The sequence below is a fragment of the Vibrio sp. 14G-20 genome, from assembly GCF_026241515.1.
GTDB lineage: Bacteria > Pseudomonadota > Gammaproteobacteria > Enterobacterales > Vibrionaceae > Vibrio.
Map to the genome: position 1 here is coordinate 195,922 of NZ_JAPHPW010000002.1, position 13,094 is coordinate 209,015.

10 protein-coding genes are annotated in these 13,094 nt (G+C 42.3%); 7 read left to right on the forward strand and 3 right to left on the reverse strand.

Translation table 11 applies throughout. From position 1 onward, the window contains the following. Positions 1-58: 58 nt before the first annotated feature. Positions 59-802, reverse strand: a complete 744-nt coding sequence (locus OQJ75_RS02440) for a 5-oxoprolinase subunit PxpA (RefSeq protein ID WP_265970710.1) — start codon at positions 800-802, stop codon at positions 59-61. A gap of 170 nt (positions 803-972) precedes the next feature. Between OQJ75_RS02440 and OQJ75_RS02445 the strand changes: the two genes are divergently transcribed. From OQJ75_RS02445 to galE, 4 genes are all read left to right on the forward strand, one after another. Then, positions 973-1,179 carry a hypothetical protein gene (locus OQJ75_RS02445; protein ID WP_248391239.1) on the forward strand — a complete coding sequence of 69 codons (207 nt, stop codon included), beginning with the start codon at positions 973-975 and terminating at the stop codon, positions 1,177-1,179. Continuing rightward, entirely contained in the window at positions 1,169-1,705 is a 537-nt protein-coding gene (locus OQJ75_RS02450) for a YfiR family protein (RefSeq protein ID WP_265970709.1), read from the forward strand. The genes OQJ75_RS02445 and OQJ75_RS02450 overlap by 11 nt, the downstream gene beginning before the upstream one ends. Then, complete coding sequence (locus OQJ75_RS02455) at positions 1,705-3,681, forward strand: diguanylate cyclase (RefSeq protein ID WP_265970708.1); 1,977 nt, start codon at positions 1,705-1,707, stop codon at positions 3,679-3,681. The genes OQJ75_RS02450 and OQJ75_RS02455 overlap by 1 nt, the downstream gene beginning before the upstream one ends. Before the next feature lie 82 nt (positions 3,682-3,763). After that, positions 3,764-4,777, forward strand: a complete 1,014-nt coding sequence (gene galE / locus OQJ75_RS02460) for a UDP-glucose 4-epimerase GalE (RefSeq protein ID WP_248376308.1) — start codon at positions 3,764-3,766, stop codon at positions 4,775-4,777. 345 nt (positions 4,778-5,122) lie between these two features. Here galE and OQJ75_RS02465 read toward each other — a convergent pair whose 3' ends face one another. Then, positions 5,123-7,258, reverse strand: coding sequence for a TonB-dependent hemoglobin/transferrin/lactoferrin family receptor (locus tag OQJ75_RS02465; protein WP_265970707.1), 2,136 nt, complete (start codon positions 7,256-7,258; stop codon positions 5,123-5,125). A gap of 225 nt (positions 7,259-7,483) precedes the next feature. Between OQJ75_RS02465 and OQJ75_RS02470 the strand changes: the two genes are divergently transcribed. Continuing rightward, positions 7,484-8,371 carry a LysR family transcriptional regulator gene (locus tag OQJ75_RS02470; protein ID WP_265970706.1) on the forward strand — a complete coding sequence of 296 codons (888 nt, stop codon included), beginning with the start codon at positions 7,484-7,486 and terminating at the stop codon, positions 8,369-8,371. Here OQJ75_RS02470 and OQJ75_RS02475 read toward each other — a convergent pair. Next, positions 8,360-11,044: a bifunctional acetate--CoA ligase family protein/GNAT family N-acetyltransferase gene (locus OQJ75_RS02475; RefSeq protein ID WP_265970705.1), complete on the reverse strand. Its 2,685-nt coding sequence runs from the start codon at positions 11,042-11,044 to the stop codon at positions 8,360-8,362. The genes OQJ75_RS02470 and OQJ75_RS02475 overlap by 12 nt on opposite strands. Before the next feature lie 216 nt (positions 11,045-11,260). Here OQJ75_RS02475 and OQJ75_RS02480 point away from each other — a divergent pair, with 216 nt between their 5' ends. Continuing rightward, a complete protein-coding gene (locus OQJ75_RS02480; RefSeq protein ID WP_265970704.1) occupies positions 11,261-11,824 on the forward strand; it encodes an SPOR domain-containing protein in 564 nt (187 codons plus the stop codon). Between the two features lie 179 nt (positions 11,825-12,003). Then, positions 12,004-12,999, forward strand: coding sequence for a D-alanine--D-alanine ligase (locus OQJ75_RS02485; RefSeq protein ID WP_265970703.1), 996 nt, complete (start codon positions 12,004-12,006; stop codon positions 12,997-12,999). The last annotated feature ends 95 nt before the right edge of the window (positions 13,000-13,094 follow it).

The window sequence follows — 13,094 nt, forward strand, 5'->3', positions numbered from 1 at the left end:
AGCGATTAGACCATGCGTCATACCAATTACACGCTTCATGCCAATCAAACGCTTCATACTAGTTAAAAGCGTTGAGGTCTTGTCTGATTTTTCTAATTAATGCGATGGATTGAGGGTTATCCCCATGAACACAGATAGTATCAGCTTCAATAGGCAGTCTTTCACCCTCTAAAGTCGTAACCGAGCCATAGTTAATGATTTGCATGACTTGGTTATAGATATCGTCTTGATTGACGTAAACCGAGCCTTTTTGAGTACGTGGTGCTAAATGTCCGTTGTTCAAATAGGCACGGTCGGCAAACGCTTCAAACAAGAGAGGCAAATCATGATCGTCTGCAATATCCAAATACTGTTGATTGTCTGATGAAGAGAGAATCATCAAGGGGATGTTAAATTCAGCGACGGCTTGGGCTACTGCATTAAACACATCAATGTTCGCCATCATATCGTTGTAAAGGGCGCCATGAGGTTTCACATAGCCAACAGAGGTGTGGTGATAGCGGCAAAGGGCTTGTAATGCACCGACTTGATAGCACACCAGTTCACTGATCTCGTCCATGGTATGTGGAATAGAACGGCGACCAAACCCAACGAGATCTTGATAACCGGGATGGGCACCAATTTGGGTGTGATAATGCTGTGCCAGTTTTATCGTCTTGGACATAACGTGCGGGTCAGACGCGTGAAAGCCACAAGCGATGTTTGCCATATCGACCCATTCCATGACCGACTCGTCATCGCCCATCTTCCAATTGCCGAAACTTTCTCCCATGTCGCAATTAAGCAAAATCTTCGTTGTCACGTGGTGCTAATCCTTTACGTTGAGGTAAGTAATGACGGTCTTATAAATACCATAAATAAACAGTGACCTAACTCAAACTTTCGACACCGTAGATTTACCAGTATGGCATTTCATATATAGTTGAACTATTGATTAAAGGATTAATATCTATCTGTATATTAGGTGAGCACATGATATCCCGCCAGGTTTGCTTAGGACTAGCATTAACGACACCTGTTTTTGTCTCTGCTCAAGAAAAATCTCTAGACCAGTTCATGTCGATGGGCCTTGGAGAATTGTCTATGTTAGGTGTCGAAATGGTAACGGTTTGGAAAGTGACACAAAAACTCACTGACATTCCGTCGTTGGTGTATATGAGGGTCTCTAATGAATTCTAAATGGCTTAAGCACCGCGTTAAGCTCAGCTTATCTAAACTAGGTTTTGCCGCTTTAATTATGCTTATTGTGCCTTTGAATACCTCAGCGGCTAGCATCAAGCCTTATGAAATTAAAGCGATGTACCTTTTTAGAATTGCGAATTTTATTCGTTGGGACGATGAAAGTTCAATGAACACTGTGAACTTTTGTGTGATTGGCGATAAAAAGGTAAGCCAAGTGTTAACGTCAATTACAGAGGGGAAATCTATTCGTTCACTCGTAATCCAAGTTCAACAGTCGAATACTTCTAAGTGTGATATTACATATTTATCTGATCATGAAAATGATCAATTTCGTAGCCAAGAGCACTCCCCACACACTGTGACAATCAGTGACATCCCTAATTTTACAGACCTAGGTGGAGTCATTGAGCTAACGAACATCGATAATAAGCTCAAAGCTAAGATCAACCTAGATAACGCTAGGCGCGGTGACTACGTCATTGGCGCAAACCTGTTACGAATCGCTATAGTGGAGGGCCAATAATGTTGCCTTTCATTAATAACATATCGATTAAAAACAAGATGGTATTACCCATTATCATCTTCATCGTAGTCACTTTTGTTACGATTCAATCAATAAATTACACTGTCACGTTTGAAAGAGAAAAAGAGAGCCTGATTCAGCGTGTTAAAGTGCTAGCACAAGGTGTTGCTTATAACCTACAAGCCGCAATCCTATTCGAAGACAAGTCATCGGCTCAGGAAATCTTGTCAGCATTCGTTGCAGATAAAGATATTGTTAGAGTGAAACTCTATGACATTAACGAACAGCTTTTTGCTAGCTATCAGGTGAGTAACACTCTGGTTCCAAGGCCAAACGCAGATGAATTAGACGATATTGCGGCGCATCAATTTGCCATCTCTGAGCATTTCATCTTTTTACTCGTTCCTGTGAAGCTGGATGGCGTTGTGATCGCGAATTTAAGAGTCACAATATCGAAAGAAGCGTTTCATTCGATCTCAACGACTATTTTCAAGGTTGCGGCCGTCTACCTGTTGTTTCTGGTGATCTTAGGCGCAGTGCTAGTCAAAATGGTCCAACGCTTGATTATCGAACCGATGTTTAACCTCAATGAGGCGATGCAAGCCTTTGTTGAACGTCGTTCCAAACAGCCTAAATTGGTCGCAACGAACCGGGATGAAATCGGTGATCTGGTTCGAGCTTTCAATACCATGCTCGATAGACTTCAACATCGCGACAACCAAATCAATTTTACGTTGGACAAGTTACAAGAAGAAAAATCGTTTGCAAATGAGGTCATTGAAACCGTTCAGCACTCGTTGTTGGTGGTGGATGAAAAAGGGCTCATCGTTCATGCGAACGCAGCTACTCGGGATATTTTTAAATGCTCAGAAGCCTTTCTTGAGAATTTGTTAATCCAAGAGTTGATCGCAACCAAGCAAACGAGTTTCTTACAAGATGTTATTGATGCCAATATTGAACTCAATGACGAATTACTGGAAACCACCGATCTCTTTCAATCAAAACGCTGGCTTCGTGTGAGCAGCCGTTCTTTGACAAAACATGGTCGTATTCTTTATGCAATCCAAGATGTCACAGACATAGAAACGGCCATGAGTCGTCAGCGTATTGCAGCGGGTGTTTTCGAAAACAGTAAAGACGGTTTAATCGTGCTGAACTCGTCCAATGTGATAACTATGGTTAACCCAGCTATCACACAACTTCTCGGTTATCACGCCGATCTGCTGGTGGGCAAAACACCATTTGAAGTATTTTCTTGGCAACAATTTTCATCACTTCTGCCGACAATTCGCAATTCGTTAGACAACTATGGGCAATGGCAAGGCGAAGTTTGGGAGAAGAGCGCGTCCGGCACGTTAATTCCTATGTTTGTCAAAGTGAATCGAGTTGCCTCAGACAGTGAGAAAGACGAGTTTGATATGGTATTAACGCTGTCTGATTTATCAAACGTCAAAGAGATGGAAAGACTCGAACACTTAGCTCATCACGATGCATTAACCGGGCTAGCAAATAGAGCGCAGCTGTATAAGGTCATAGATGATATTGTCACATCGAGCCACTATTCTAATCAGCACTTTGCGGTTATCTATTTGGATTTGGATGGCTTCAAAGAAGTGAATGACAACTATGGGCACGATGCAGGTGACGAAATCCTTAAACAAGTGTCAAACCGGTTGTTATCTCAGGTAAGAGCGGGAGATTTGGTTGCACGTTTGTCGGGTGATGAATTTGTTCTTATTATTAAACAGACAAACAAAGTCTTGTTAGCTAAGTTAGCCGAGCGATTGCTGGGTCTGATTGGGCAAGAAGTGAATTATAAACAACGTTTACTTCATGTTGGAGCGAGTTTAGGTATCCATTTAGTTGATGGCCCAGAGCGAGATATTGACGTGATTTTAAAAGTTGCTGATGAAGCGATGTACCAAGCGAAACGCAAAGGAAAAGGTCAGTTTGTGTTCTCTCGTAAGGGTAAATAGGCTCCAGTGTTTGTGAGCCAACCCTAAGTTGTTGTATCATAAGTGATAGGTTGAATAATTTTAATTTAAAGGTCTGCTAAGCATGAATGTTTTAGTTACAGGTGGCATGGGTTACATTGGTAGCCATACAAGTATCCAGATGATCAACGCAGGTATGAAACCTGTACTTTTTGATAGCTTGTACAACAGCAAGCCAAGCGTTCTAGAACGTATCGAAAAAGTATCCGGCGTTCGCCCCAACTTCATTGAGGGTGACGTTCGTGATAAAGCGCTTTTGACTGAAACCATGAAGCAACACAACATCGAAGCGGTTATCCACTTTGCTGGTCTGAAAGCCGTCGGAGAATCTGTGGAAAAGCCTCTTGAATACTACGACAACAACGTAAACGGTACTTTAGTTCTTGTTGATGCAATGCGTGATGCTGGTGTAAAAACATTAGTATTTAGCTCTTCAGCGACGGTATACGGCGATCCTGCGAGTGTGCCAATTACCGAAGACTTCCCAACAAGCGCAACCAACCCATATGGTCGTAGTAAGCTAATGGTTGAAGAGTGCTTAACCGATTTCCAAAAAGCCAATCCAGATTGGAGCATCACACTACTTCGTTACTTTAACCCTGTAGGCTCTCATCCAAGCGGTGAGCTGGGTGAAGACCCACAAGGTATACCAAATAACCTAATGCCATTTGTATCTCAAGTAGCAGTAGGTCGCCGTGAATTTCTTTCTGTATTTGGCAGCGATTATCCAACAAAAGACGGCACAGGCGTTCGTGATTATATCCACGTAATGGATCTGTCTGATGGCCACATCGCAGCGCTTGAGAAAGTAGGGCGTAAAGACGGTCTTCATATCTATAACCTTGGCACTGGTAACGGTTCAAGTGTATTGGATATGGTTAAAGCGTTTGAGAAAGCGAGCGGTAAAGATATCCCTTATAAGCTAGTCGAGCGTCGTCCGGGTGACATCGCTGAATGTTGGGCAGATCCTGCTAAAGCTCAGAAAGAACTTGGTTGGAATGCGACACGTACACTGACTGAAATGACTGAAGATACATGGCGCTGGCAGTCAACGAACCCTGATGGTTTCCCTGGTTGATATAGTTATTTCATGAATGATTAACTTACAAAAAGATGCTTTAGGGCATCTTTTTTGATCTTAATCGAATAAAAAGTAAATTGGTGGTTAAAAAGTATCATTCCGTATCGGTTGTGTTATTATGCTCGCGAATTATATGTTTAATGTTAATTTTCTTTGGAGTTAATCATGGAACTAGGCCTAATCATCACTTTCATCATTGCTGCTGCAGTAATGGTTAAGAAAGAAATGGCAGAGAAGTAAGACGTAATTTCACTTATTCCTTTTTTATACAATTTTTAGTGAAATAAAAAAAGCCAGCATTTAGCTGGCTTTTTAGTCTCTGCAATTCAGGTTTTTAACGAATTAGAATTCGTATTTAGCAGTCACAGACCAGTTACGACCAGCTTGCGTGTAATCTTTATCTTCTTGTGAGAAACCGCGAACGTCATTCCACGAGTAGTACTCTTCATCCGTAACGTTGAAAAGACCAGCTCTAAGTGTAAGGTCCTTCATTGGCAAGTAGTATGCGGTTAGATCGACCACTGTTGCTGAATCAGTTGGTAAAATTTCATCAGATAAACCAACACTATTGATATCACTAGACTTCTTACCAGCAGTATAACTGATGTTAAGTGATGTACCCCATAATGCTGAAGGAGCATCATAGTTAAATCCAACTACAGCGTTCCAAGGGTTCACGCTGTTAAGAGGGTTACCTTCACCGTCTTCGCCTTCCGTGTACGTAGCTGCAACACGAGTACTCACACCTTGTACTGGCATGAAGCGATTCCAAGATAACGTGTTTGAAGCTTCAATACCTTTGATGACAGCTTCATCAATGTTGATATTCTTATAGACTGTCGGATCCATAGGAGAGCCAGAACCACTAACAGGTTGAGTATCAATAAAGTTATCATAGTCGCTGTAGAAGATAGCGATTTCACTTGATGAGTGATTAGTGTTGTGGCGCCAGCCAAGCTCGTATGAAATACTTTCTTCCGCTTCTAAATCTGGGTTAGGAGCATTTACGTAGCCGTGCGCTGGGTTACCAAATGAATAATAAAGTTCTTGGAAATCTGGTGCTCTAAAGCCTTGGCTGATTTGACCGAAGATCTTATTCTCATCATTTAGAGTATATGTTGTACCCAAACGTCCCGTTACCGCTGAATCAGAGTATTTAGCATAGTCTTCTGCAGGGTTACCACTTGGGTTTTGGCTTGTATCACCTGGATCTGTTTCAAAACCATCAAAGCGAACGCCCGGAGTAATCATCCAATTTCCGATCGTCATTTCATTCTGAGCAAAGAATCCATATTTTGTTTCAGATGCGGCAGGGATATAGAAAATAACTTGGTCTGCATTGATAGAGTTATATTCATTATTAACGTTTTTAATATCTTTGTCAGAGTATGAAGCGCCATAAATAAAGTAGTTTTCTACGTTACCCGTCATGAAGAACTTATCGAATTGCACGTCAAACTGATAACCTTCATCTTCGTAAATATAATCTTTTTTCTGAACATTACCTGCAGGTGGTAAGAATATGCTGCCGCCGTTAGATGTACGATTCGTTATACCGTTTTCTTCTTTACTCAACCAATCAGCCTGCCAAGTAACGCGATCAGCAAACGCTAGGTTGGCATCCCAAATATGTTTGATACCAATTTGCTGTTGGCTAGTTGAGTCTTCGCCAGTGTAGTCGGTGTAACTTGCACTATTTAAATCGGTATCACCAGAATTCTCAATGAAGTTACCGGAAAACTCTAAACGGTGTTGTTCGTTCAATTGATATTGAAGCTTAACCAACAAATTATTGTTCTGAGTTTCTTGCTCGTCAGGCGTACCGAAGTTGTCAATTTGTTCACCATCTCTGCGAGTATAAGCAACTAGAGTTTCAAGATCGCCGATACGATTAGCTAAGGCAACAGACTCACTAAATGTATTATCAGAAGAAGAGTAGTTGAATTTGGCATGGCCACCGAAATCTCTACCTTTCAAGAAGTCACTTGGATCTTTTGTTTCGAATGCAGCGATACCACCAATTGCATCTGAACCGTATAAAGAAGAGGCCGCACCCTTAACAATTTCTACAGACTTCAACATATCCGTATCAACATCAACACGTGAAGAGTTGATAAAGTTATATGACTGAGTACCGCTTGGAGTGAACTGGCTAGTTTGTGAGACGCCATCAACGATAACCTTAACTCGATTACCTTCCATGCCTCGAATATTAATACCTTGAATCCCTTGACGAGAATTCGTAGTTACCGTGACCCCTGGCGTGTACTTAAATAAGTCTTCTACATCCGTTACCATGTTCTTTTCGATATCTTTATCGTTAATCACAGTTACCGACGCAGCAACATCTTCAAGTTGTTGATTAGTACGAGTCGAAGATACAACAACCTCGTCAAATAGGGCATAATCTTCAGCAAAGGCTGAGGTTGATGAAAGCGCTAAAACGATTGAAGCAGAGAGTAGGGATTGCTTATACATCTGATAGTTACCTTAATTCCATAGTATTATCTTGATTTGCGAAAGATAATATTGGATCTAAATGATAATTACTATTATTTGCATTTGAATTTATTTTCAATTTCGTCAGTCTAAACCTGTTTTAACCGTATAACTCGTTGTATTTTAAAAGCTTTAAACGTTCCATTTAGCTGGTGAATACTTCAATTTTTGTGATTAACCTCTCATTTATAAAGTTGGATACTGATGCATAGCCCAATAACACTTGAAGCACTACATATACTGGATGCCATCGATCGCCGTGGGAGTTTTGCGGCCGCAGCGAATGAAATGGACCGAGCACCTTCTTCATTGAGTTATCAAATCCAGAAGTTAGAACAAGACTTGGATATCATGATTTTCGACCGCTCAGGCCACCGTGCAAATTTCACAGAGGCGGGGCAGTTAATATTAGAGCAAGGTAGGATCATTCTTGGTGCCACTGAACAACTCGTTAATGATGCGAGTATTCTAGCCAATGGTTGGGAGCTTGATTTGACCATCGCCTTCGATGGCATCATCCCAATTGCCAACTTCTTTCCACTTGTTGATGAACTAGGCAAAATTAGTAAGACACGTGTTCGTTTACAAGAAGAGATCCTAGCTGGTTGTTGGGAATCTCTCACAGATGGTCGTGCCGATTTATTGGTATGCCCTAAGCTCGATACAATTCCAAACGATATTAAAAGTGACGTGATTGGTAAAATAGAAATGGTATGGGTCGCGGCGGCAAACCACTATGTTCATAAACGTTCTGGTGAATTCGATCAAAAGGCGAGAGAAAGTTACAGGGTGATCGCAATTGCGGATACTGCCCGTGACCAACCGGCATTAAGTATCAATATTCTAGAGAAACAACCGCGCTTAACAGTAACGAGCTTCCCCGCAAAAGTAGAAGCTCTAACGACGGGGTTAGGGATTGGCACTTTGCCGAGTGCTATCGCTAAACCACTGATCGAATCTGGCGTTCTACAGCAGATTTCGGGAACAGAACCGCAACCTATCGATATAGTGATGGCTTGGCGACGCAACAAAATGGGCGACGCCAAATCTTGGTGCATTCAACACCTAAAAAAGACATGGTCACTCAAGTAGCGGCAGAACCATATCTGCCGTGCCATCTTCAAAACTGATATCTAGCTTAAAACCGAGCTTTTGAGCTAGTGTCAGCATCCCTCTATTGGTTGGCATTGTCATACCCGACATCTGATTGGTCTGCTTCGCCCGGCAATAGTCGATAACCTTAGTCAATAGAATACGACCTAATCCGACACCTTTTAGATCAGAGCGTATCAGTATCGCAAACTCTGCATCTGTGTTTTCTGGGTTAATCAGTGCACGAGACACACCGATGATCGCTGGAACGCCTTGTTCCTCGCGAACTACCACAAAAGCAATTTCTCTATCGAAATCAATCTGAGTGAAATTCGCCAACGCCTCATGATTGAATTCACCTACATCACTAAAGAAACGTTTATAGAGATCTTCCTTAGATACACGATTAATGAAGTCTGCATGAAGCGGTTCATCTTCGGGTAGAATAGGGCGTAACAGCACTTCGGTTCCGTCTTTTAGCTGGATACGTTCCTCAAGCTCTACGGGATAAGGGCGAATCGCCAACCTTTCTTGTGGATCCCCTTCGTAAGCTTTCAATATGATATCGGCATCTAATATTGTGAACTTGTCTCCGTTGGCCAGTACTGGATGGATATCTAGGTCATGTATTTCAGGGCAATCGACGACCATCTGTGATATACGTACCAATAGTTCAGAAAGACCTTCTATATCAATAGGATTAGGGAGCTTTTGAAGGCGAATCTTGCCACTTTTTATCGCTCGAATAATCAAGTAACGCGCCAGTGTCATGTTGAGCGGTGGGAAAGCAGCGGCAGCATCTATCGATTCATCCCACTCCGAACCACCTTGTCCAAGTAAAATGATGGGGCCAAAGGTTTCGTCTGTTGTGACCTTAATACGCAACTCTTGGCCGCCCGCCAACTTCGCCATACCTTGAATTAACAAGCCATGGATGTGCGCTGTAGGGAAAGATAATTGAGAGCGATCGAGAATTGCTTGAGCAGCATTGGCCACTTCACTGCTGTTTCGTAAATTCAGCATAACGCCTTGTACGTCCGACTTGTGTGCAATATCCGGCGAACGTAATTTTACTGCGACGGGATAACCAATCGTTTCGGCTATGTGTACCGCTTCGCTTGGGTCAGAAGCAATCCAAGTCGGCAGTACATCGAGATTGAAGCTCTTAAAAAACTGGCTATTTTGGTGAGTATCAAGGCTAACTGTATCTTTATCCAGTAGTTGACGTTCTATCCAATTTTTTGCATCTGCTAGATCTTCAATGTGTACTTTTTCTGCCGTAGTCGGCGTTTCCATTAACTGACGTTGGTTACGTCTGTACTCGACTAAGTGCATGAACGCGACCACTGAACTTTCAGGGGTGCGATAAGTTGGGAAACCCGCTTCGGTAAACAGCTTTCGCGCAGGCCTTGCTGTTAACTCACCAGACCAATTCGTCAGGATGTTAAATCGCTTGTGGCGAGGGTGCTTTTTAATGGCTTCAATAATTCGCTCAGCCGTTTTAGCGGAATGCGCTATCGCTGACGGACTATGCATGATAAGAATTGCATCCGCTTCATCGCCATCGAGTAAAATGTTTATGGTGTCGATATAACGCTGATCACCGGCATCACCAACAATATCGATAGGGTTGTTATGAGACCAACTCAATGGCAACACCTTATTCAATTTATCAAGTGTCTCTTCTGAAAACTCTGCGAGCTTACCACCACGGTCAAATAGGGTATCCACCGCCATAATCGCAGGGCCGCCACCGTTGGTAACAATAGCTAAACGCTCGCCACGCAAGGGGACTGAATGAGTCAGTGTTTCTACCGCAGCAAACAGTTCATGTAAGTTCTTAACTCGTAGCATGCCGCTGCGTCGAATTGCAGAGTCGTAAATAATATCTAATGTGTCGGCACCGCCAGTGTGTGCTATTGCAGCAGCTCTGCCTTTCGCGGTTCGTCCGCCTTTCAACACCAAAATTCGTCGATTGCGCGATGCCGCACGCGCTGCAGAAATAAAGCGCCTCGCATCAGTAATACTGTCTACATAAAGCAATATCGCTTCGGTGTGAGAGTCGGTACTAAGATAATCCAATAACTCCGAGAATTCGATATCGCTACCATTACCTATAGAGATAAACGCAGAGAAACCGATCTCCTTGTCATTAGCCCAATCGAGAATCGTGGTACACACAGCTGCCGACTGAGAAACAAAGGCGATCTTACCGGGTAATGCTGTCACAGGAGAGAATGAGGCGTTCAAATTTAACCAAGGGACAATTACCCCCAAACTATTTGAACCCAACATTCGAATGTTGTGCTTTTTGGCAATCGCTAGGCATCGTTCATCATACGTCTCACCATTATCGCTTTCTTGCTGCATGTCGGAAGAAAGCACAATCACAGAGGCTATACCTTTCTCAGCCAGCTCTTCGAAAATGGTTACATTGCGTGTCGCATTGGTACACAAGATTGCGAGATCAGGAACAATCGGTAACGACAAAATGTTCTTGTAAGAGAGTACGCCTGCCACCGAATCATATTTCGGCGTAACCGGCATCACCGCACCTTTAAAATCCCCATGCAACAAATTGTTCATAACAATATATCCTGCGCGCGTTTCTCGTTGAGAAGCACCAACAACAGCGATTGAACGGGGTTTAAGTAGAGGATCAAGATGATTCATAGACATATCCTAGCAATGCACGTAAGTTCATCGTAACTTACTTTTCGCTTGCGGGTTGATGGCAAATTCACCGAATTCAGATGAATAAGCAAACACTGCATAAAGTTTGTGAAATAGGTCACCCGCTAATAGTGTATAATCTCAAAGTGAACTTGATTCTAAACCGACGTATCGGCATGATTTATAGTAATTATTATTAAGGATATTGAGCTTTCCATGAAAAAATTTGCGATTGTGACTTTGCCACTGCTCTTGGCTGCATGTGTATCTGACGACTACGTTACCAATGTCACTTCAGATAGTTATCAAGAAGAGTACAAAACGGCCAAAGTTGAAGCTCCAGTTGTATCTCAATCTCAGCAAACAAGCGTTGTTGAAGAAAATGTTGTTAACGTTGTTAAGACAGAGTCTGTTGAACAAAAAGTGACTCAAACAACGAGAACTAAGCCAGTTGCGACAGTGACAGGCCCAACTCAGAAACAACAAGACATGAACCAGCGATTTGGTTACACGGTTCAAGTTGTTGCTGTGGGCAGCCAAAGTAAAGTCGATTCTTTCGTGAAAATGCTACCTACGACTTCTCAACCAGTTTGGGAAAACTACAAAATGGTTAATGGCACTAAGTGGTTCACCGTACTTTACGGAGACTACGCAACGCGCTTAGAAGCTAAAAAAGCAATCTCTACGCTGCCAACCACTTTCCAAAACTTGAAGCCGTTCGTTAAGAGCATTGATGACATCAAGAACTCGGAATACCCAACGCTTAACAAGTTAAACTAAGTTTTAATTCAGTAAGAGGGAGCAAATGCTCCTTCTTTTGTTTTAAAACTCGCTATTTTGTTTAATAGTTAATCGCTTGATCTTTCGAACGCAATTTTGACAATCAAAACGCTGTACCTATCTCGACTTTTGTTTATCATTGAAGTCAGTATTCCTAGTTTCAAGGACCGAATTTACCCATGAACACCACAAACATCCTTCTACTTTGCGGCGGTGGATCTTCAGAACATGAAGTGTCTTTAGTTTCAGCCAATTACCTTTTTGAACAACTCAATAGCGTTGCAGATTTCAACGTTGTAAGAGTTGAAATTAAAAACGAAGGCTGGTGTCTTGATTCAGGTGAATTGGTTTATCTTGATATGAATGATCAAACCTTACGTGGTGAAAATTTAACATCTAAAGTCGATTTCATTGTTCCTTGTATCCACGGTTTCCCGGGTGAAACTGGTGACATTCAATCACTGTTTGAAATGGCTAAGATTCCGTACCTAGGTTGTGGTTCAGAAGCAAGTAATAACAGCTTTAATAAAATCACGTCAAAGCTTTGGTACGACGCGCTTGGTATTCCAAATACGCCTTATCTGTTCTTATCAGACAATAATGACCAATCTCACTTGCAAGCAACTCAAGCATTTGAAAAATGGGGTAAAGTGTTCGTGAAAGCTGCTCGCCAAGGCTCTTCTGTAGGTTGTTACCAAGTTAACCAAGTAGAAGATTTAAGTGAGGCTATCAACAAAGCGTTCACTTTCTCGGACCAAGTATTGGTTGAGAAATCAGTGGTGCCTAGAGAGCTAGAAGTTGCTGCTTATGAAATCGATGGTGAGCTACATATCAGCAAGCCGGGTGAGGTGATTGCACCGAATGGCGCATTTTACTCTTACGAAGAGAAGTACAGCGCAGACAGTCATTCAATCACTGAAGTTGAAGCAAATAATCTAACTGACGAGCAACGCGAGTTGATCGCAGACAGCGCACGTAAAGTTTTTACACAAATGAAGCTCCGCCACTTATCTCGTATCGATTTCTTCTTAACACAAGACAACGAGATCTACCTAAACGAAGTAAACACCTTCCCAGGTATGACGCCAATTTCTATGTTCCCTAAAATGGTGGAACATGATGGCCCTAAGTTCAACCAGTTCTTAGAGAACTGCGTGAGAACGAGCCTTTCTTAGGTTTCTAACTCGTTTTCGTTCACTTAGAGCTGAACCAACAAGTGCCTCGAGCTTTCGCCAAGGCACTTGTTGTTTTTAAAGCCAGCTGTTTTTAA

Excerpts from the sequence above, each read along its gene's own strand:
- OQJ75_RS02445 (WP_248391239.1), top strand. The coding sequence starts at position 973 with ATGATATCCCGCCAGGTTTGCTTAGGACTAGCATTAACGACACCTGTT.
- OQJ75_RS02450 (WP_265970709.1), top strand. The coding sequence starts at position 1,169 with ATGAATTCTAAATGGCTTAAGCACCGCGTTAAGCTCAGCTTATCTAAA.
- OQJ75_RS02455 (WP_265970708.1), top strand. The coding sequence starts at position 1,705 with ATGTTGCCTTTCATTAATAACATATCGATTAAAAACAAGATGGTATTA.
- galE (WP_248376308.1), top strand. The coding sequence starts at position 3,764 with ATGAATGTTTTAGTTACAGGTGGCATGGGTTACATTGGTAGCCATACA.
- OQJ75_RS02465 (WP_265970707.1), bottom strand. The coding sequence starts at position 7,258 with ATGTATAAGCAATCCCTACTCTCTGCTTCAATCGTTTTAGCGCTTTCA.
- OQJ75_RS02470 (WP_265970706.1), top strand. The coding sequence starts at position 7,484 with ATGCATAGCCCAATAACACTTGAAGCACTACATATACTGGATGCCATC.
- OQJ75_RS02475 (WP_265970705.1), bottom strand. The coding sequence starts at position 11,044 with ATGAATCATCTTGATCCTCTACTTAAACCCCGTTCAATCGCTGTTGTT.
- OQJ75_RS02480 (WP_265970704.1), top strand. The coding sequence starts at position 11,261 with ATGAAAAAATTTGCGATTGTGACTTTGCCACTGCTCTTGGCTGCATGT.
- OQJ75_RS02485 (WP_265970703.1), top strand. The coding sequence starts at position 12,004 with ATGAACACCACAAACATCCTTCTACTTTGCGGCGGTGGATCTTCAGAA.